The 20215-nt window shown below is 61.2% G+C and carries 21 protein-coding genes; 9 read left to right on the top strand and 12 right to left on the bottom strand.

All coding sequences use genetic code 11. From position 1 onward, the window contains the following. Positions 1-97 precede the first annotated feature (97 nt). From lipA to KGA88_RS14865, 3 genes are read left to right on the top strand one after another with little or no spacing between them, the layout of a single operon-like run. Complete coding sequence (gene lipA, locus KGA88_RS14875) at positions 98-1087, top strand: lipoyl synthase (protein WP_110660511.1); 990 nt, start codon at positions 98-100, stop codon at positions 1085-1087. 33 nt (positions 1088-1120) lie between these two features. After that, the gene (locus tag KGA88_RS14870; RefSeq protein ID WP_223592089.1) at positions 1121-1879 is read left to right on the top strand and encodes a M15 family metallopeptidase; all 759 of its coding nucleotides are present in this window, start codon (positions 1121-1123) and stop codon (positions 1877-1879) included. After that, positions 1876-2592, top strand: coding sequence for a L,D-transpeptidase (locus KGA88_RS14865; RefSeq protein WP_223592087.1), 717 nt, complete (start codon positions 1876-1878; stop codon positions 2590-2592). Before KGA88_RS14870 ends, KGA88_RS14865 begins: the two co-directional genes overlap by 4 nt. A gap of 139 nt (positions 2593-2731) precedes the next feature. Here the strand turns inward: KGA88_RS14865 and KGA88_RS14860 are convergent, their stop codons facing one another. From KGA88_RS14860 to KGA88_RS14830, 7 genes are all read right to left on the bottom strand, one after another. Continuing rightward, entirely contained in the window at positions 2732-4120 is a 1389-nt protein-coding gene (locus KGA88_RS14860) for a purine-cytosine permease family protein (protein WP_223592085.1), read from the bottom strand. A 46-nt stretch (positions 4121-4166) separates the two neighbouring features. Further along, positions 4167-4907, bottom strand: coding sequence for a TorF family putative porin (locus tag KGA88_RS14855; RefSeq protein WP_223592082.1), 741 nt, complete (start codon positions 4905-4907; stop codon positions 4167-4169). A 108-nt stretch (positions 4908-5015) separates the two neighbouring features. Further along, positions 5016-6755, bottom strand: a complete 1740-nt coding sequence (locus KGA88_RS14850) for an amidohydrolase (protein WP_223592077.1) — start codon at positions 6753-6755, stop codon at positions 5016-5018. A gap of 18 nt (positions 6756-6773) precedes the next feature. After that, positions 6774-8570, bottom strand: a complete 1797-nt coding sequence (locus KGA88_RS14845) for an amidohydrolase (RefSeq protein WP_110662301.1) — start codon at positions 8568-8570, stop codon at positions 6774-6776. 201 nt (positions 8571-8771) lie between these two features. Further along, on the bottom strand, positions 8772-9794 hold the full coding sequence (locus KGA88_RS14840; protein WP_223592094.1) for a helix-turn-helix transcriptional regulator: 1023 nt from the start codon (positions 9792-9794) through the stop codon (positions 8772-8774). Positions 9795-9881: 87 nt separating this feature from the next. Beyond that, positions 9882-10724, bottom strand: a complete 843-nt coding sequence (locus KGA88_RS14835; RefSeq protein WP_223592075.1) for a nitrilase family protein — start codon at positions 10722-10724, stop codon at positions 9882-9884. After that, positions 10721-12220: a purine-cytosine permease family protein gene (locus KGA88_RS14830; protein ID WP_223592072.1), complete on the bottom strand. Its 1500-nt coding sequence runs from the start codon at positions 12218-12220 to the stop codon at positions 10721-10723. The genes KGA88_RS14835 and KGA88_RS14830 overlap by 4 nt, the downstream gene beginning before the upstream one ends. A 199-nt stretch (positions 12221-12419) precedes the next feature. Between KGA88_RS14830 and KGA88_RS14825 the strand changes: the two genes are divergently transcribed. Both KGA88_RS14825 and KGA88_RS14820 read left to right on the top strand, forming a co-directional pair. Beyond that, a complete protein-coding gene (locus KGA88_RS14825) occupies positions 12420-13322 on the top strand; it encodes a LysR family transcriptional regulator (protein ID WP_223592070.1) in 903 nt (300 codons plus the stop codon). 90 nt (positions 13323-13412) lie between these two features. Continuing rightward, positions 13413-14081 (top strand): TetR/AcrR family transcriptional regulator, encoded by a 669-nt coding sequence (locus tag KGA88_RS14820; RefSeq protein ID WP_110658812.1) that lies wholly within the window; start codon positions 13413-13415, stop codon positions 14079-14081. Between the two features lie 60 nt (positions 14082-14141). On the opposite strand, the gene KGA88_RS14815 is transcribed toward KGA88_RS14820, so the two are convergent. Further along, on the bottom strand, positions 14142-14675 hold the full coding sequence (locus KGA88_RS14815) for a cysteine hydrolase family protein (protein ID WP_223592067.1): 534 nt from the start codon (positions 14673-14675) through the stop codon (positions 14142-14144). 69 nt (positions 14676-14744) lie between these two features. Next, positions 14745-16472, bottom strand: a complete 1728-nt coding sequence (gene ggt / locus KGA88_RS14810) for a gamma-glutamyltransferase (protein ID WP_110658808.1) — start codon at positions 16470-16472, stop codon at positions 14745-14747. Between the two features lie 136 nt (positions 16473-16608). Here ggt and KGA88_RS14805 point away from each other — a divergent pair, with 136 nt between their 5' ends. After that, on the top strand, positions 16609-17124 hold the full coding sequence (locus KGA88_RS14805; protein ID WP_110658806.1) for a methylated-DNA--[protein]-cysteine S-methyltransferase: 516 nt from the start codon (positions 16609-16611) through the stop codon (positions 17122-17124). A gap of 187 nt (positions 17125-17311) precedes the next feature. Here KGA88_RS14805 and KGA88_RS14800 read toward each other — a convergent pair whose 3' ends face one another. Together KGA88_RS14800 and KGA88_RS14795 are read right to left on the bottom strand one after the other, a co-directional pair. Continuing rightward, positions 17312-17905: an NUDIX domain-containing protein gene (locus KGA88_RS14800; protein ID WP_223592064.1), complete on the bottom strand. Its 594-nt coding sequence runs from the start codon at positions 17903-17905 to the stop codon at positions 17312-17314. Positions 17906-17962: 57 nt separating this feature from the next. Beyond that, on the bottom strand, positions 17963-18400 hold the full coding sequence (locus KGA88_RS14795; protein WP_110658800.1) for a hemerythrin domain-containing protein: 438 nt from the start codon (positions 18398-18400) through the stop codon (positions 17963-17965). 149 nt (positions 18401-18549) lie between these two features. On the opposite strand from KGA88_RS14795, the gene KGA88_RS14790 reads away from it, so the two are divergent. Then, positions 18550-18975 carry a GNAT family N-acetyltransferase gene (locus tag KGA88_RS14790; RefSeq protein WP_110658798.1) on the top strand — a complete coding sequence of 142 codons (426 nt, stop codon included), beginning with the start codon at positions 18550-18552 and terminating at the stop codon, positions 18973-18975. Between the two features lie 129 nt (positions 18976-19104). Here the strand turns inward: KGA88_RS14790 and KGA88_RS14785 are convergent, their stop codons facing one another. Next, positions 19105-19455, bottom strand: coding sequence for a hypothetical protein (locus tag KGA88_RS14785; RefSeq protein WP_223592062.1), 351 nt, complete (start codon positions 19453-19455; stop codon positions 19105-19107). Between the two features lie 148 nt (positions 19456-19603). Between KGA88_RS14785 and KGA88_RS14780 the strand changes: the two genes are divergently transcribed. Together KGA88_RS14780 and KGA88_RS14775 are read left to right on the top strand one after the other, a co-directional pair. After that, a complete protein-coding gene (locus KGA88_RS14780; protein ID WP_103395504.1) occupies positions 19604-19852 on the top strand; it encodes a hypothetical protein in 249 nt (82 codons plus the stop codon). 20 nt (positions 19853-19872) lie between these two features. Beyond that, the gene (locus KGA88_RS14775) at positions 19873-20202 is read left to right on the top strand and encodes a DUF6388 family protein (protein ID WP_110658794.1); all 330 of its coding nucleotides are present in this window, start codon (positions 19873-19875) and stop codon (positions 20200-20202) included. Positions 20203-20215 lie beyond the last annotated feature (13 nt).

The following is a 20215-nucleotide window of genomic DNA, read 5'->3' as shown; positions in this document are numbered from 1 at the left end:
GGCGGTGTGTCAGTCAATATTGATGTCGACTGACACGGCCCCTTCGCGAGCAAGCCCGCTCCCACAGGTCCTGCGGCTGTTGCACAAGGAAATCACCATGAATGCCATCGTCGATTCGGCCGGTAAAAACCCGGCCAAAGTAGAGGTCGGCACCAAACTGCGCGGCGCGGACAAGGTTGCGCGGATTCCGGTGAAGATCATTCCCACGGATGAACTCCCGCGCAAACCCGACTGGATTCGCGTGCGCATGCCGATCTCTCCCGAGGTCGACCGGATCAAGCAGCTCTTGCGCAAGCACAAGCTGCACAGCGTCTGTGAAGAAGCCTCGTGCCCGAACCTCGGTGAGTGTTTTTCCGGTGGCACCGCGACCTTCATGATCATGGGCGACATCTGCACTCGGCGCTGTCCGTTCTGCGATGTCGGCCATGGCCGGCCCAAGCCGCTGGACACCAACGAGCCGCTGAACCTGGCCGTGGCCATCGCCGAACTGCGCCTGAAGTACGTGGTGATCACCTCGGTGGACCGCGATGATTTGCGCGACGGTGGTGCCCAACACTTTGTCGATTGCCTGCGCGAGATTCGCAAACTGTCCCCTGGCATTCAACTGGAAACCCTGGTGCCGGATTATCGCGGACGCATGGACGTGGCCCTGGCGATCACCGCCAATGAGCCACCGGATGTGTTCAACCACAACCTGGAAACCGTACCGCGCCTGTACAAGGCCGCGCGGCCGGGGTCGGACTTCGAGTGGTCGCTGGACCTGCTGCAGAAATTCAAGCAAGCGGTGCCCCATGTGCCGACCAAATCCGGCCTGATGCTGGGCCTTGGCGAAACCGACGAGGAAGTCATCGAGGTCATGCAGCGCATGCGCGAGCACGACATCGACATGCTGACCCTCGGCCAATACCTACAACCCTCGCGCAGCCACTTGCCGGTGCAGCGCTTCGTGCACCCGGACACCTTTGCCTGGTTCGCCGAAGAAGGCACGCGCATGGGCTTCAAGAACGTCGCGTCCGGGCCGCTGGTGCGTTCGTCGTATCACGCCGATCAACAACTTCATGGAGGTACGGACGGTTTCAAGCCATGATGGAATGACTGGTCATGCATGGAGCCGTTTCCGATGTCGCGTTTACCCTGTCTGTTGTTGCTGTGCCTGAGCCTTGCCCTGCCGTGCATGGCCGACGAGTCTAAACCCGGGCACATGGTGTATGTGCGCAACGTCGACCCGGGCATCGAACAGGACATCCGCTACGCCAGCGCGCACAACTTCACCGGGCATCCGCTCGACGGCTACCAGGCGGCGGAGTGCCTGCTGTCGGAGGACGCTGCAAAGGCATTGGCCCGAGTGCAAAGCTCACTGAAAGCCGAAGGCTATGGCTTGAAGGTGTTCGACTGCTATCGACCCAAGCGTGCGGTGGCGGACATGGGCCGCTTCGCCACCGAACCTGGCGACCCGCTGAAGACCGAGTTCTATCCACGGGTCGACAAGCAGGACTTCTGGCGCCTGGGTTATGTGGCCCGGGTGTCCAATCATTCCCGGGGCAACACCGTCGACCTGACCCTGACCGGCCCCGACGCGCTGCCCGCCGACACTTGGACGCCTTCGGTCAAACCGGTGGATTGCACGGCACCTTATGGCGAGCGCTGGCACGACGGCGCCCTCGACATGGGCACCGGTTTCGATTGTTTTGATGAGCGGGCCCACACCGACTCGACGCTGATCAACGCCAAGGCCAACGCCCATCGCCAGCGCCTGACCAGTGCCATGGCCAAGGAAGGCTTTGTGGGGTATTCGGCCGAGTGGTGGCACTTCACGTACAGCGGGAATCCGCCGAAGCCGGACGTCATGGATTTCCCCATCACGCCGTTGGCGCCATGAACATTTTGCTCAAGGCCCTGTTGATGGCGTTTTTTCCGTTGGCCGCAATGGCCCAGGGACTCGACGGCAGCGAGCAACTGATCGTGGTCACCAGCAACAACTGGGATGACATCCAGGGTACTGCCCAGCGTTATGAACGGCGCGGCAGGACCTTTGAAAAGTTCGAAGCGCCCTTTGCAGTGGTGCTCGGCAAGAACGGCATGGGCTGGGGCAAGGGGCTACTCGATACCGGGCAACCTGAAGGACCGGTCAAACAGGAGGGCGATGGCAAGGCGCCGGCTGGAATGTTCAAGCTGGGCACGGCGTTTGGCTACGCGCCTTCGGCCGAAACCCGCCTACCCTATCTGTCGCTGACACCGACCATCGAATGCGTGGATGACAGCCAATCCACGCGTTACAACGAACTGGTCGACGGATCAGTCGTCGACAAAGACTGGAGCAGTTCCGAACGGATGCGCCGCTCGGATGAGCTGTACCGCCAAGGCATCTTCATCCAGCACAACACTCCGGCCTCTCCCGCTGCCGGCTCGTGCATTTTCTTCCACATCTGGCGCGGCCCCACCGCGCCGACCCGGGGCTGTACGGCCATGGACCCGGCGGATATCGCGCGGTTGTTCGATTGGCTGGACCCGGGCAAATCCCCGGTGCTGGTGCAACTGCCGCAAGCGCAGTACGAGCGATTGCGTGAGCGTTGGAAACTGCCTGAACGCTAACCCTGTGGCGAGGGGGCTTGCCCCCGTTGGGCTGCGAAGCGGCCCCAAAAGATGGGACTGCTGCGCAGTCCAACGGGGGCAAGCCCCCTCGCCACAAAAGCCCCTTGCCACAAAAGTTCCCTCGCCACAAATGCGGGGGTTAACCCCGCTCAACCACCACGCCACTCATCGACGGCTTGGCCAGTGCGTAATAAATCACCCCCGGCACCAACAGCCCGACAATCCATGAAATATCCACGCCGCCCAGTTGCGCAACCATCGGCCCGGAGTAGAAATGGGTGTCGACAAAGGGCAGCTGGATCAACACGCCGATCACATAGACGCTGATCCCCAGCGCGTTCCAGCGACCGTAGCGGCCGTTCGGGTCGGACAGCGCCGGAACGTCGTAACGCTCCTTGTTGATGAAGTAGTAATCCACCAGGTTGATCGCGCTCCACGGGGTGAAGAACGTCAGCAAAAACAGGATGAAGTACTTGAACGAGTTCAGGAACGAGTACTGCCCCAGCAACGCCAGTGCGGTGGATGCCGCGACGATCAGCAGCACAAACAGCATGCGCTGGCGGGCGGTGATTTCCAGGCGCCGGCGAAAGCCGCTGATGATGGTGGCGATGCACATGAAACTGCCGTAGGCATTGAGAGTGGACACCGTGACCTTGCCGAACACAATGCTCAGGTACAGCAAGGACGCGATCACACCGCTACTGCCCAGGCCGACAATGGTCGCCACTTCGTGCCCACGAAAATTCGCCCCTGCAAGTGCGGCGGCAAACACCCCCAGCACCATCGAAGTCTGAGCCCCCAACACCGTGCCGAGACCGACGGCGGCGAAAGTTTTCCACGACGAAGTCTTGCTCGGCAGGTAGCGCGAGTAGTCCGCTACGTAGGGGCCGAAAGCGATCTGCCAGGACGCCGAGAGCGACACCGCCAGCAGGAAGGTGCTCCAGCCAAAATGCCGGTTATCGAGCAGCAGGCCGATGTCGTTGAGGGTCATCAACCGGGTGAACAGGTAAGCGAAGGCGATGATACCCAGCACGCTGGCCACCCGTCCGACCAGGTGAATCACCCGATAACCGAAGATCGTCAGGAACGCGATACATGCGGCGAAAATCAGGATGCCGGCGCTGTCGCTGACACTGATCAACTGCGCAATCGCCTGGCCCGACAGCACCGCGCCGGTGGCGCTGAAACCCAGGTACATCAGGCACACCAGGACAATCGGGATTGCCGCGCCATACACCCCGAACTGCACTCGGCTGGAGATCATCTGCGGCAACCCAAGCTTCGGCCCTTGTGCCGCGTGCAGCGCCACCACGGCACCGCCGAGCACTTGCCCGATCAGCAAGCCGATCAGCGACCAGAACACATCGCCGCCCAGTACCACGGCGAGGGCGCCGGTAACGATGGCGGTGATCTGCAGGTTGGCGCCGAGCCACAAGGTGAACTGGCTATAGAGACTGCCGTGTCGCTCAGACTCAGGAATGAAATCGATCGAGCGGGTCTCGATCAGGGGACTGCGTTGCGCACTCATGGCGGCGTTTCCTTTGTGGAACTGTTTTTATTGTCAGGGACGGAAATCAAAAGGTCTTGGTTGCGCTGGCTACAACCGTCGCCGAGCAGAGGTCGTCATAGCCGTACCAACTGCTGCACTCGCTTTTCGACAAATCGGTGTCGACGTAGCTCAGGCCCCAGGTCACGCCGACGAAGTCGCGGGTCAGCTTGGCTTCCCACTCGTAGTAAGACTCACGGCTATCGCCATTGGCGGACCAGAACGCGGGGTCATTCACATCGTTGCGGCCAAAGCGCAGGTCCAGGCCGACTTCGGCCGGCAAAGCGATTTTGTAGCCCACGTAGGTGTAAAGGGTGTCCTGGTCTTCGCCGAAAACGTTCGGCGTGTCCTTGGAGTAATAGGCACCCAGCTTCACGCCGTACAGGTCGAGGACGGCGTAGATTTCGCTGAGGTTGAATTCGGAGTTTTTCGGGTAGTCGTACTTGATGTAGCCCAGGTCCAGGCTGATGGCGTCCGTGGCCTGCCAGTAGTAACCGGCGTAGTACTCAAGCTCCTGCCGGGTGTCGAAGCCGCCGCCGAAGTCGACGTTGGAGGTCCAGGCGCCGATGTACAGGCCGCTGCTGTGCAAAAGCGTTGCGCCGCCCTGCACCGCCGGATCCCCCAGGGTTTGCGAGATGCCCCGGGTACGGTAGTCGCTGACGACGCCCAGGGTCATCTCCAGGCTGAAATCATCGTTGAGGACCAGGGCCTGGCTGGTCAGGGGGGCCAGTGCGAGTGCTGCGAGGGTCAATGCTGAAAGTGCGTTCATACAGTTCTCTTGTTGTTATGGCGTACGGGGGAATTTCAGGCATGGCGATGCCACACCCCTCGCGTTACGAGGGGCTGGCGGTTTTCAAGTGTGTCGGGTGTACGCAGGTCAGGACGCGGGGGCGTAGACCTGCTTGCCGGCGAAGAAGGTGTTCAGCACTTTGGTTTCGAACAGGTCGTCATCGCTGACCTTGAACACATCGCGGTCGAGGATGATCAGGTCAGCCTGCTTGCCCGGTGCCAGCGAACCGATCTGCTTCTCCAGGCGCAGGGTTTTCGCCGCGTTGAGGGTGTAGGCGTAGAACATGGTCTGGCGGTCGATGCTTTCCTTGGCATTGAGCACGCCCAACGGACCTTTGCGCGTGCTTGCCTGGGCAATGGCGTTGAACGGGTTGGCGCTCGACACCGGCCAGTCGCTGCCACCGGCAATCGTCGCGCCGGCGTTATGCAAGGACCGCGCGGGATACTGGTAACCGTAGGCGAAGGCGCTGATGTAAGGCTTGACCAGCTCGACGGTGTAGGACTCGCCGGTGGCCCACAGCAGTTGCATCGAAGCGATCACGCCCAGTTCCTTGAAGCGCGGAAACTCCTTGGGGTTGACCAACTGCAAGTGCGCGATGCTGTGTGGCACGGGCGTCGGGCTGAGCTTGCGCGCATACGCCACGCCATTGAGCGCTTCACGCACCGCGCGGTCGCCGACGGCGTGCATGTGCACGATCCAGCCGCGTTTTTCCGCCGCCACCACCAGTTCGCCGAAGTGCGCCGGGTCGGTCAGCAACTGACCATTTTTATGGCTGTTCTTGAACGGCACGATGACCGCAGCAGTTTGCCCCGGGAATTCGAGGATGCCGTCGACAAACACCTTGATGCCGGGGAACGTCAGGTTAGGCACGCCTTCGAACTGCTTCATCACCGTGGCGATCACTTCCAGGTCGGCGGGTTTGCTCTTCGGGTTGGTGACCATCAACGCGGCGACGTGGGCACTGAGTTCGCCGTTCTGCGCCAACGCCTTGTAGAGCGGCAGCACGCCGACACTTTCCGCGGTGGCATGGAAATCGAACAGCGAATCTTCACTGCCGCCGTTCGCCGCCGCGTCCATCCAGGCGGTGACGCCGAATTGATTGTTGATCTTCACCGCCTCGCGAGCGGCCTTGAGCATGGTCTCCGGGCTGGGCGCCGGAATACCGTTGCGCACTACGTCCCAGCGGGATTCGGCAAAGTAGCCGTTAGGGGTGAAGTCCGCTTCATGGCCGATGTAGCCGCGTTCTTTCTCCGGCAGGCTTTTCACCAGTGCCGCGTCGATGTTCAGGCGCTTGAGCATCGCGTTGTTGGCCCAACCGGTGTGGCCGTCGATGCCGCTGAAGACGATGGGCTGATCAGCCCAACGGCCCTGATTGAACACCTTGCCCAGCTCACGGCTTTTCTCCCAGTAGGCCGAACTGACCCCGGCCACGCTGATCACATCACCGGAGCGGGCACGCCCGGCCTTGTCCTCTTCGATCAACCATTGCTCCAGTTCCGGCAAGGGTTTGACCTCGTCCAGCAGGTTGGCCTTCATGCTGTCGAACGCACCCACCACCGGGTGGCTGTGGGTGTCGATCATGCCTGGCATCAACACTTTGCCCGCCAGGTCGATGCGCTGGGTCTTGGCGTCGGCCAGGGCATTGATTTCGGCATCGCTGCCCACTTTCAGAATCTTGCCGTCTTGCACCGCAACAGCCTGCACCAGCGCCTGGCCGGGTTCGGCGGTGAACACTTTGCCGTTGAACAACACTAGGTCAGCGGCGGCCATCGCTTGTACCGAGGACAATGCCAGCGCGGCGGCCAACAGGTTTGGAATGAATCGCATCGGAACGCTCTCTCGTTTTTATTGGGCGGATCGGGAAGTGACAACCTGGGAAACAACCTGTGGCGCCAGTCCGAGGAACGGTGCCTTGGCCCACACGACCTTGCCGCCGACCAGCGTCAGCAGCACGTCATTGCGGCCCAGTTCCTCCTCGGGCACCTGCATGAAGTTCTTGTCGAGCACGATCAGGTCAGCCAACTTGCCGACTTCGATCGAGCCCAGCACCGCTTCCAGCTTCAACTGTTCGGCGGAATTTAAGGTGATGCTGCGCAGCACTTCGGCTCGCGACAGCGCCGGATCGCTGTTGAGTCGCCCGGCGTACTTGGGCCCATAGCTGTGCGGATTGGTCGGATCGCCGGAACGGGTGACGCCGACTTTCAAGGCCAGGAACTCATCCAGCGGATCGACCGGCCAGTCGCTGCCAAACGCCACGCGGCCGCCGGCATGGGCGATGCTGCCCGAGGGTTCCATGCGCTCGAATCGTTCGGCACCCAGGTGATCACTGGTGCCGTCGACCGTGGACGGGGCCTGCTGCGCCCACTGGAATGACATGGTGGCGGTGACGTCCAGTGCCTTGAAGCGTGAATAGTCGGCAGGGTCCACTGACTCGGCGTGCGCGATGGCCGGGCGGAAATCCGTACCGGGCAGTTCCTTGCGCACATAGGCGACGCTGTCCAGTGCATCGCGCACCGCGCGCTCGCCGGTGGCGTGCAGGTGCGGATCGAGACCGGCCTTGACCGCTTGCAGCACCAGCGGATTGAGCACCTGCGGCGGGAAGTACAGCTCACCCAGATTCTTGCCCGGCGTCCACTTCGGCGCCTTGTCGGTGCCGCTGTTGTGCAGGTACGGGGTCAACATGGCACCGGTGTCCGCCGGGGCATTGATGATGCCATCCATGAACAGTTTGACGTGGCGCATGTTCACGCCCGGCGCGGTTTTCACTTCGCCCTGGTCGTAGGTGCTGGCCAGGGCCTTGGCCTCGGCGATGGTTTTCACCGGGTCGGCGGCAGCGGCGGCCGGGTCCAGCTTGATCGCCAGCAAGGCCCGGGCGGTCAGCTCACCGGATTTCTGCAGGCTGGTGAAGGCCTTGCCGTTTTCCGGGCCGGACATTGCATCGAAGAAACTGGTGATGCCTTGCTGGCGCATGGCGTCGAGGGCCGCTCGCATCTGGTTGAGTTTTTCCGCGTCGGTCGCCGGCGGCACCACGGCGGCCAGCGATTCGGCGGCGCCGTCTTCACAGATACCGTTCGGGTTGCCGGCACTGTCGCGGCGGTATTTGCCGTCTTCGGGGTCGGCGGTGTTCTTGTTGATGCCGGCCAGTTCCAGGCCGCGGGAGTTGGTCAGCACGGTGTGGAAGTCGGTGGAGCGCACCTGGATCGGACGCTGGGTCTTGAGCGCGTCGAGGGTCGACTTGTCGGCATCGCCGTCGAGCCCGGTCATGCCCATGCGATCCCAGCTGCCGACTTCCAGCCAGACGTCCGGGCCCTTGTCCTTCTCGGCATCGAGGCAGGCCTGGATACTTGCCTGAAACTGCGCGCGGGTCATGGTCTGGTATTTCAGGTCGCACAAGGTCATGGCGCGACCGCCATCCCCCGGGTGCATGTGTGCATCGACGAAGCCCGGCATCAGCATGCGCCCGGCCAGGTCGATCAGTTGTGTCTGCTTGCCGATGTAGCCGTCGACCCCGGCATCGCTGCCGACATAGACGATCTTGCCGCCCGAAATGGCGATGGCCTGCTGCACGGAATTCTGGCCATCGACCGTGTAGACGTAGCCATTGCGCATGACCGTGTCGGCGGGTGTCGCCGCCAACGCCATGGCGGAAAATGTCGTGGTCGCCGCCATGGCGACAAAAAGCCTGGAAAGTATCAAATGCCTCACCCCTGTTCTTATTGTTTTGAAGCGGCCCGAACGGCTGCACAAGCCCTTGTATAGACAGGGCCTACCCTATAGGGCGCAGCGTTCAAATGGACCTCTGCAAATGAGGAGGGGTAAGGCAAATAATTGAAACGGCTGGGATTAATCCCGGCGCACGGACTCCGCCGGCACGCCCGGCGAACGCAGGACCGAGCCCAGTTCCACCTTGCTTTTCACGCCGAGCTGCAAGTAGCAATTGCGCAGGTAGGTGCGCACGGTAGACGGGCTCAAGGCGAGCATCCGGGCGATTTCCTTGTAGGAGTGGCCAGCGGCGAACAGCATCGCCGCCGTGCGCTCCCGAGGTGCCAGGCCGTCGCCGCCCGAGGGGGCTTCGAGGGACAGGATGACGTGTTCGGCGTTGGGGCTCAGGGTCAGGGCGCAGCGGCCCAGACGGATCACGCAGGGGGCCTTGGACAATTGCGCGATCACCTCGGGCGGCAGCGTGGAACCGCTCCAGCCGGGCAGTTCGCGCTGGATGGCGACGCACAACCTGGCCCCCACATAGAGCAGACTGCCGTCCATGCGCGCGACGCCAAAATCACTCGCGCCGTTTTCGCTGTCGAAGCGAATCATGTCCTGCACCTGAAACCGCCACAGCTGGAACAGGTGATCGCAGAACGCCAAGAACAGCTCGGCTTCGTTTTCCTCGAACGCCTGTTCATCCTCACCCCGGTAGAGGCAGACGAAAAACATCAGTCCGCTTTCGGGCAATTCGTAGGTGATGCTCATCAAGTGATAGAGATCGTAGCGCCGGGCGAAATCGTTGACTGCCTCGCAAGGGTCGGTGAACCCCTTGTCGCGCACCACCTCACCGGGACGATTGAGCGTGGCGTAGGAGAACTGATCGTTGGCCGCCACCGGATGCCAGTCGGCGGCAAAGGACTCAGGAAGATTGATGCTGCCATGCATCCAGCTTTGCATGGGCACTTCAGGACCTGGTGCAGACATTTCGCCCCACCAGGCAGATGCGAAGGGCACCAGTTGACCGAATGCCTGCAGACCATCGGCGATGAACCGCGACGCCCCGCTCTCCCGCGCCAGCCGCCCAAGGTGCAATACGCAATGATTGAACTCCTTGAGCGTGGCCATCGTCGCGTTACCGCCGACTTTATTTTCCTCCCCCATCATTGCGATCCCGTTCACTGCATGGCCTTTCGTTTCGACGATGCCATAGGCCCGTGACGGGCGTCCAGCAGGCAATGACATCAACGGTTACAAAGTGCTGTTCATCCCATACAACCGGGGCCTGCGGTCTTCATGCAGGTCGTTGCGGGCACTGATGCGCTTGTTGCGCGCCTCGGCCAGGTTCAGCGTGGCCAGCAACATCTGTTCGCCGCCCTGCTCCGCCGGCCCGGCCAACGGGTAGCCGTCGGCATCGACAATGACTGAGCCCTGGACCCAGCCGACACCGCGTTCATGGCCATAGCGATCACAAGCCGCAATGAACATGCGGTTGACCGAGGCATTGGCCTGCACCCGCAGCACTTCGGCCGGGCGTTCGGTCTGCGGCCGCGGACCGTCGGGCCAATTGACCGGAGCACACAGCAGATCGGCCCCGGCCAGAGCCGGTAGACGCACCCACTCGGGGAACTCCAGGTCGTAGCAAATCAGCATGCCGAGACGTCCGTGCACTGTCTCGACCACCGGCGGTGGTGCATCGCCGGCGGTGAAGATGTCCTTCTCGGCATCCCACAGATGCACCTTGCGGTACACCGCGCGCAGGCCATTGGCGTCGATCATCGCCGCGCTGTTGGCCAGTTCATCATCGGGCAGGCGCTCGCAGAAACCGCCGACGATCAACAGGTTCAGCTCACGGGCCAGGGCCTGCCACAATTGCAGGGTCGGGCCGTCAGCGGTTTCCGCCAGGCTCAGCGCCTCAACGCGGTCGGCAAACAGATAGCCGCTCTGCACCAGCTCGGGCAACACCACGACTTGAACGCCCTGCAAGGCTGCCTGGCGAATCGCGCGTTCGGTGAGCGTGCGGTTGTAGGCCAGGTCGCCGATTTTCGGTGCCAGTTGGCAGCAGGCGACCACGGTATTTTTTACGCTGTTCAACGCCCTGCCTCCGCAGATGAATGGGTCATGGCGACGATGTCGCTTTCAGTCAGCGCATCGATCACCCGGCGTTCGGCAGCCAGATCGATCGAGCGGCTGAGCAGGTAGTAGGTCAGCCCCGAGACCACCAGGCCCACCAGCCAGGCGATGTCCACGCCTTCGAGCATCCGCGCCAGTGGCCCGACGAAAACCTCTTTGCCGGCGGCGGCATCGAAGATGTAGAAGAACGGCACCATCGCGGCAAAGCCGATCAGGTACGAAACGATGCCGCGAAATTGCCAGGCGCCGTAGATGCCTTTCGGCGTGAAGAAATGCGGGATCGCATAACGGCCCTTGCGCACGAAGAAGTAGTCCACCAGGTTGACGGCGGTCCACGGCACGAGGAAGTACAGCAACAACACCAGGAAGGTGTTCAACAACGCGATGCCGTCACCTTTGATCGACAGCACGCAGGTCAACAGGATGACGCTGATCACGCTGATCGACAGCACCCGGGCACGCGGTGTCGGGGTAATTTTCCTGATCGAGTCGACTCCGGTCAGCAGCGTCAGCATGGCGCTGTAGGTGTTGAGCGCGATGATCGGCAGGAAACCCGCCACCGAGACAATCACCAGCAGATTGCCCAGCCCCGGCACCATCGAGGAGCCGACCTGATTCAATGCCACCAGCGCATCCGCCGCTTTCAGCTCCTGGGCCAGCCAAGCGCCGAGGCCGATCATCCAGCTGCCGGACAACGAAGCGCCGATGAACACCGCCGCGATCAGTTTCGGTCGGCTGGTGTTTTTCGGCAGGTAGCGGGAATAGTCAGACACATAGGGCGCATAGGAAATGTTGTAGCTGGCACCGATGGCGAACAGCGTGGCGAAGGCCACCCAGCTGAAGCCCAGGTCGGTCGCCGGGGTGACGCCTTCGGAACCTGCGCCGAACATCAGGGCGATGGTCACCAGGGCATACAGCGGCAAGGTCGCCAGCAAAGCCCACTTGAAGGCCTTGTGCATCAGGTCGTGGCCGTAGATCGACAACAGCGCGCCAACCAGCACTACGGCCACGGCGACGATGGTCGGGTCGATGCCGAACACATGCTCAAGGCCGTTCATGATCAACGAGATGTTGACCACGTTGAAGCCGACGAACACAAACATCGTCGCCATCAGCGCCAGGATCACCCCCCGATAGCCGAACTGGGCACGGGACTGGATCATCTGCGGCAGGCCCATTTCCGGACCCTGGGAGCCATGGAACGCCATGAAGATGGTGCCGAACATGATGCCCAGGGCACCGGCGAGCAGGGTCCACAGCGCCGACAAGCCCAGGCTCGGACCGACAAAGCCGATGGAGATGGTGAAGAAGTGGAAATTGCCGAGGAACCAGAATGGCCCCTGGCTGCTGAGTTTGGCGTGACGTTCGTTTTCCGGAATGTAATCGATGGAGTGGCCTTCGATGGCCAACCCGCCGCTCGCCTCGGCGGCGTGCGCAGACACTGGGGAACCTGACATACGATTGTTCCTATGCTGTTGTTTGTTGTTTTTGTGGGTACAGCGCTCGCTACGACGTCCAGATCGGGTGAAACTCCAGAAAAATCTGACGATGACGCTGGTTTCACGGCAATGTAGGGCGTGAGTCCGGGCAATAAAATATCGCAAGCACACTGTTCACATAGATCCGCATCTATGTAAGCGAGAATCGGGAGCCCCCATGCTGGGAACTGTAACGGAGCTGGATCTGCGTCTGATCCGGGTATTTCTGACCGTCGTCGAAGCGGGCGGCATCTCGGCGGCGCAAACCGCCCTCAACACCACGCAACCCACCATCAGCGCGCAATTGGCGACGCTGGAAGCCCGGGTCGGTTTCCGCTTGTGCGAGCGCGGGCGCGGCGGGTTTGCGGTGACGCCCAAAGGTACGCAGTTCATCGACGCGGCCCGACGCTTACTGGCGGCGGCCGAGGGTTTTCGGGTCGAGGTGCAGCACATCAATCGCAAGGTCTCGGGCAGTATCAACATCGGCCTGCTGGGGCAAATCGATCCGGTGGCGAACAAGAAAATCGGCCAGGCCATTGCCCGTTTACGGGCGCGGCACGAGGGGCTGTACTTCCATTTCACCGAACTGTCGTCGTCCCTGCTGGAAGAAAAAATCATCAACGGCCATATCGACCTGGCCATCGGTTACTTCTGGCACCGCTTGCCCAACATCGATTATTTCCCGCTGTTCCCGGAAACCCAGATTGCCTATTGCGCGCCTTCGCATCCGCTGTTCGACCAGGTCGGCGCGCTGACCCGCGAAGATGTCAGCGGGTTTGACTGGGTCTGGCCGAGCCATCCGCTGCCGGAAATGCCGGCCCCCACGTCGATCGAGCGCCTGACCGTGCTCACCGACAGCATGGACGGCGCCGCCATGCTGATCCTGTCGGGCCAGCACCTGGGGTTTCTGCCACAGCACTACGCAACCCGGCATGAACAGTTGGGGCAATTGCACCCGCTGAATCCGGATCTGCTGCGTTATGAGGTTCGTTTTCATGCGGCGGTGCGGCATTCATCTCGACAGAAGGATCTGGTGAGTGCGTTCCTGAACGAACTGATCGAGATTTTCGGACCGACGTAGTCAAGCAGTCGCCAAGAGGTGTGCTCAACGCTGGCTCAATCGCTATATAGTTTTGTATATTGCGAAACTTATTTTTCCCCAGATAGCCCCATGAGCCGTATCCGCCAGCACAATCTGCACCTCATCCTGCAAGCCGCCAGTGCCGAATTCGCCGCCAAAGGCTTCGACGGCACGCAAACCCGCGACATCGCATTGCGTGCCGGGGTGCCGAAAGCCAATCTGTATTACTACTTCCAGACCAAGGAAAACCTCTACGCCCAGGTGCTGCTCGGCTTCGTCCAGCCATTGCTGGATGCGTCAGCGGTGCTGCGCGAGAGCGACGACCCGGTAGCAGGGTTGCAGGCCTACATCACCGCCCGTATCCGCATCGCCCGGGAGCATCCGCACATTGCCAAGGTGTTCAGCGGCGAGTTGCTGCTGGGGGGCAAACAGTTGCCCGAGGAATGCCGCGACCTGCTGTACGCCGAGGCCCGGCGCAACGTCGAATGCCTGAGCGGCTGGATCGACCGGGGCCTGATCGCACCGGTCGACCCACAGCACCTGATGCTGTTCATCTGGTCGGCGACCCGCACCTACACCAATCTGGGCTGGCAGATGGCGCACATAACCGGGCGCGAGACACCGCAGGATGAGGACTACGCCAATGCGGCGGCGACCATTACCCGGCTGGTGCTGGGCGGCGTGGTGCCGGTTGCGGTCACCTGTAGGAGCGAGCTTGCTCGCGATGGTCGCGAACAATGGCACGTGTTTTCTGGATAAAACGCGTTGCTCTCAGGTTTTTCGCGAGCGAGCTCGCTCCTACAGGGGAATGTGGTGGGTTCAGAAGTGGATGTCCTTGGCCGGCATCACATCGATCCGCGCCACGGAACCGGTCAGGTGCGCCAGATCCTTGTTGTGCTCGGTGATGATGTCTTCGGCGGTCTGGCTGCCGTTGTCGACGGTGGAATGTGCGTCGTCCGCCAGCACCACGTCGTAGCCCAGTTTCAGGGCCTGGCGCACGGTGGCGTTGACGCAGTAATCGGTCTGCAGGCCGCAGATGACCAGGCGCTCGAAGTCTTGCTCCGGCAACAGTTTTTGCAGGTTGGTCTTGTAGAACGAATCCGGGGTGGTCTTGCGCACGCGATGATCCGTGGCCGAGGTTTGCAGCCCTTCGGCCAGTTGCCAGCCGGCAGTGTCATGCGCCAGCGGACTGCCCGTTTCTTCGTGCTGGATCAGCACCACGGGAACTTCGGCCTTGCGGGCCCGGGCCGAGAGATCGTTGATCGTATCGATAACCCGTCCAATCTCGAAACACTCGTACTCACCGGAACACAAGGCCTGTTGGACATCGATGATTAACAACGCAGTGGTCATGATTTCCTTCCTTGAAATGTCGAGGGGTCAGGGGACGAACATAAGCCCGTCCCCCGCCGGATACAACCCTCAATAACCCAGCGACAAGCCGGTATTGCGCCGCGGGTCGTTCGCCCCGTAGAAACGGTTCTTGCCGACCGGTTTGCCACCCAGGGACGGCGCGCCGACCAGGATCGCCGCCAGATGGTTGGCATCCTGGGGACCGGCGAACTTGTGGCCCCAGCTTTCGAGGATCTTCACCGTATCCGGGCTGGTGGTGAAGGCTTCCAGGTTGGTTTCCTCCGGCAGCCACTGCTGGTGGAAACGCGGCGCGTCGACCGCTTCCTGGATGTTCATGCCGTAATCGATCACGTTGAGCATGGTCAGCAAGGTCGCGGTGATGATGCGGCTGCCACCTGGCGTACCGACCACCATCACCACCTTGCCGTCCTTGGTGACGATGGTCGGGCTCATGGACGACAGCGGTGCCTTGCCGGGTGCGATGGCGTTGGCTTCGCCCTGTACCAGGCCGTACATGTTCGGCACGCCGATTTTCGAGGTGAAGTCGTCCATTTCATCGTTGAGGATGACCCCGGTCTTGCTCGCCATCACGCCGGCACCGAACCAGTCGTTGAGGGTGTAGGTCACCGACACCGCGTTGCCCCACTTGTCGACGATGGAGTAATGCGTGGTGTTGTTGCCTTCATGGGGCGCTACACCGGGCTTGAGTTCGCTGGATACCGCGGCTTTTTGTGGATTGATCGCTTCGCGCAACTTGGTCGCGTAGTTTTTATCCAGCAGGTGGGCGATCGGGTTCTTCACGAAATCCGGGTCGCCCAGGTAGCTGTTGCGGTCCACATAGGCGTGGCGCATCGCCTCGATCTGATAGTGCATGCCCTGGGCCGAGTGATAGCCCAGGTCCTTCATCGGATAGCCTTCGAGGATGTTCATGATCTCGCAGATCACCACGCCGCCTGAGCTCGGTGGCGGCGCCGAGACCACGTGATAACCACGGTAGTCGCACTCGATGGGCGCCAGTTCGCGGGTCTTGTATTTGTCGAGGTCGGCCTGGGTGATGATGCCCTTGTTGGCCTGGCTGGAGGTGACGATGGCATCGGCCACCCAACCTTTATAGAAACCGTCGGCGCCCTTCTCGGAGATTTCCCGCAAGGTCTTGCTCAGGTCCTTTTGCACCAGTTTCTGGCCGACCTGCATCGGCTCGCCGTTGCTCAAGAAGATCGAGCCGGAATCCTTGATGTCCTTCTTGAACACGTCGGTGGCGTAGTCCAGCAGATCGACATCGCCCTGTTCCAGGACAAAACCGTCTTCAGCCAGCTTGATGGCCGGGGCGATGATTTCCTTGCGCGGCTTGGTGCCGTACTTGGACAACGCCAGTTCCATGCCCGACACGGTGCCCGGCACGCCCACGGCCAGGTGGCCACGGGTGCTCAAGTCGGGAACGACGTTGCCTTCCTTGTCCAGGTACATGTTGGCGGTGGCGGCCAGCGGCGCCTTTTCGCGGAAGTCGAGGAAGGTCTTGCGCCCGTCCGCCAACTGAATGGTCATGAAACCGCCGCCGCCGAGGTTGCCTGCCGCGGGGTATACAACCGCCAGCGCATAGCCGACCGCGACTGCCGCATCCACGGCGTTGCCGCCGTTCTTGAGTACATCCACGCCCACATGGCTGGCCAGGTGCTGGGCCGTGACCACCATACCGTTTTCCCCGGTAGCCGGGGCCACGGAGGCGGCGTGGGCAGTCAGGCAGCTGAGCGCCAACGAGGTCGCAATCAGCGATTTGGCAAAAGGTTCGTACTTCATGAGTCGGTCTCTTCTTGTTATTACGTAGGAAAACGCTTCAAAAGCCGTAGCCAAGTATGGTCGGGATTACGTATTGCGCCTCCCCGTCGAGACAGTATCCTTAACACCTGTTCAGCAATTTCACGTGTGCCCTGACATGACCTATACCTGCACCACCGTGGCTTCACCCGTGGGCCAGCTGAAGCTGGTGGCGAACGGTTCACGACTGGCAGCCATCCTCTGGGAAAACGACAAACCCGGGCGGGTGCGCCTCGGCCCGATGAGCGAAGCGCCGGATAACCCGATCCTGGTGCGTACCGCCGTGCAGTTGCGCGAATATTTTTCCGGCAACCGCGATCGCTTCGAACTGGAACTGGATTTTTCCGGCACGGAATTCCAGAAGAAGGTCTGGGCGGCGCTGCTGACCATCCCGTTCGGCGAGACCCGCAGCTACAGCCAGATCGCCGAACAGATCGGCAACCCGGCAGCAGTCAGGGCGGTGGGCGCGGCAAATGGCAAGAACCCGATTTCGATCGTGGCGCCGTGTCACCGGGTGATTGGTGCTTCGGGCAAGCTCACCGGGTTTGCCGGGGGGCTTGAGGCGAAGGAGTTGTTGTTGACGCTGGAGGGCTGCGAGTGGTCGGGCGCCAGTCGCATGGGTGATTTGTTTTAAGACAACACACCATCTTTGTGGCGAGGGGGCTTGCCCCCGTTGGACTGCGCAGCGGTCCCAAATCCATACACCCCTGAATTCCAGGAAGGTCGCGTTCTCCGTTTTTTTACGACTGCTTCGCAGCCGAACGGGGCGATGCGGCGTTCCGACAAGCCCCCTCGCCACAAAAGCCCCTTCCACCACAGGGTCAGGTTGGGGCGAAAAGGTTTTTCATCGCCGCATACTGCAACAGCATGATGGTCTTGGCGTCGCAGATCTCGCCACGGTAGAACGCCTGGAGCGCATCCTCGAACGCCCACTCCAGCACTTCAAGCTCCTCGGTTTCCGCCTCCAGCCCACCACCCTCGCCGACTTTCGACCTGGCGTCGTATTCGGCAATGAAGAAGTGCAGCTTTTCCGTCACCGAACCGGGGCTCATGTACGCCTCGAACACCTTTTGCACATGGTGCACGCGATAACCGGTCTCTTCCTCCGCCTCATCGCGGATGCGGTCTTCAGGCGCCGCGCCCTCCAGCAGCCCCGCCGCCACTTCGATCAACAGCCCATCGTGACCGTTGACGAACACCGGCAGGCGAAATTGCCGGGTCAGTACCACGGTTTTCTTTTCGCGGTTGTACAGGAGAATCGCCGCGCCATTGCCACGGTCGTAGACCTCGCGGACCTGGCGTTGCCACTCGCCGTTGTTGCGTTGGTAATCGAAGGTGATTTTCTTGAGCAGGTACCAGTCGTGGGACAACACCTGGGACTCGACGATGTTGACCCGCTCGGCTGTGTTCGACATGACAACGCATCCTGTTTCTTGTCAGAGGGTGCACATGTTAGGCGAATACAGGCCCCCTCAAGCAAGCTGCGCCTTGTACTCCTTCTCATACTGCCCGGCCAGCGTCTCTTTCTGTTTGTCGTCGAGCAGTTTGCCGGCCATCTGGAAGAACTTCTGCTCTTCTTCCTTGAGGTGGTGATGGACCGTCTCCGAGAGTTTTTTCGCGGTTGCCAACCAGGCCGGGCTGGACATCTCGGTGCCGTCCAGTTCCTCCATCATTTCGTCCATTTCGTGGTGCTCGGAGATGGCATGGCGGCAGAGGTCAACCCCGTTGTCGAACTCCATCAGCGGGATGTAGAAATGCCGCTCTTCGGCCGTGGCGTGAGCCTGCAATTCAGACTTGAGTTGCTTGTAGGCCTCGACCCGCTCAGGCGTATCGCCGCTGGTATGGATCAGGGCTTTGGCATAGGTCCGTTGGCGTTCGTGGCTTTCGCGCAAGGCTTCAAAAATATTCACGGGGCGTTGTCCTCATCAGCTGCGTCCTGGAGTGACGCGTCTTAAGCAATGACAACTGCGCGTTGGCGACGGTTCAACTCGTTATGAGGGGATGGATCAATCGTCCCAACCGAGCTAGGCTGCGGCTTCAATGCCATATGGATATAGCCATGAACCTGCGTATCGAACTGTCGCAAAACCCCACGGATGAACAACGCCAGGCCATCCTCAAACCGTTGCGCGCCTACAACGGCTCGAAGGCCGAAGGTAACGTGCCTGAGCACATCGCCTTGCTGGTGCGCGATGACAACGACGAGATCCTCGGCGGCCTGCACGGCCGCTTGTTTTACCAGTGGTTGTACATCGACTTGCTGGTGGTGCCGGAACAGGCACGGGGACAGGGCATGGGTTCGAAACTGATGCAGATGGCCGAGGACCTGGCGCGGGAACGGCGCTGCGTCGGGCTGTGGCTCGACACCTTTGAATTCCAGGCGCCGGAGTTCTACAAGAAATGCGGCTACAGCGAGATCGGGCACATTGCCGACTATCCGCCGGGGCACAAGCACTTCTTCTTCCAGAAGCGCCTGAGCTACTGACCCGCACACTAAACCACTGTGGGAGCGGGCTTGCTCGCGAAAGCGGTCTATCAACCAACATTGATAGCGACTGACACTACGTATTCGCGAGCAAGCCCGCTCCCACAAGGTACTGCGCAAGCCTTCAGGTCACAGGCAAGTCGCCAACGCCGCCAACCGGCGCTTGGCCACGAAATCATCCTTTTGTGCGTAGTAGCTCAACACTGTGCCCGAGGCATCGGTGGTCACGTCCACAAACGACTCTGCCGAACGGGTATAAACGGTCGTGCCGCCCTTCTCGCCAGGCTCCAGATAGGCTGCGGCATCGACGCCGAACACAGCCTCGTCCTGCCAGGAAAACTGCACGCACTGGGCGACATCTTTTGCCGGCTTTTCCGAGTTCAGGGTCTTGTACGGGGCCTTGGTGCGGGCATCTTTCATCGCCGGGCCCGCGCATCCCGCCAGCAAAGTCACGGCCAGCGCCACCATCAGAATTCGCATTGCATTCACTCATCGGGAAAAAGCGGACTTTATCACCCCGGCAGCCCGTATCGTTCTGCTTTACTTCATTTATACCGCGACATGGCGCGACGATTCGCGCACCCTGTCGCGCCAATAGCAGCGCATCGCACCCATAACTGGAAACCTGATGACACCCAACGCCGAGTTCTACAAACCGACCACCGAGTATGCCGACAAGCTGATCAGCCAGATCGGTCAGACGCCGTCCTGGATTGCCAAGCGAATCGGCGTCACCGACAAACGGATCAAGTACATCCTCGACGGCGAAAGAACCGTCAAAGGCGAAACCACGCCGATCCAGATGACCTACACCGAGCAGTTTGCCCTCGAATGCCTGGCAGCAGCGGCCAAGGCCAGCAAGAAGCAGTCTTCGTAATCCCCACTCAAGGAGTGACCATGGCGGCAAGCGAACAGCAACATGAGCAGGCACTGAAGCGTTTTCTCGACGAACGCCCCGAGTTGCGCCACGACCTCGACAATCTCAACCCGTTGCTGGCCCAGGCCAAGGGTGAAACCCAGACGGAGTACCGCGACGAACGTTTGCATGAGGCCTTCGAAGCCGAAGCAGAGCGCCTCGGGCTGTTCGCCTGGGAGCTGACGCTGCAACTGACGGCTGCCACGGCCGAAGACTACGAGGCGCAGCGCCTGGAAGTGCACCGGGAAGTGGCGGAAATGGCTGGCATGGGCTGGCTGGAATATTGCGAGTTGAATGGGATAAAACCCTAGGCACTGCTCAAGG

The organism is Pseudomonas sp. A-R-19, assembly GCF_019956575.1.
Lineage (GTDB): Bacteria > Pseudomonadota > Gammaproteobacteria > Pseudomonadales > Pseudomonadaceae > Aquipseudomonas.
Note: the sequence above shows the minus strand (reverse complement) of the source record. Positions and strands in the feature narration are given on the sequence as shown.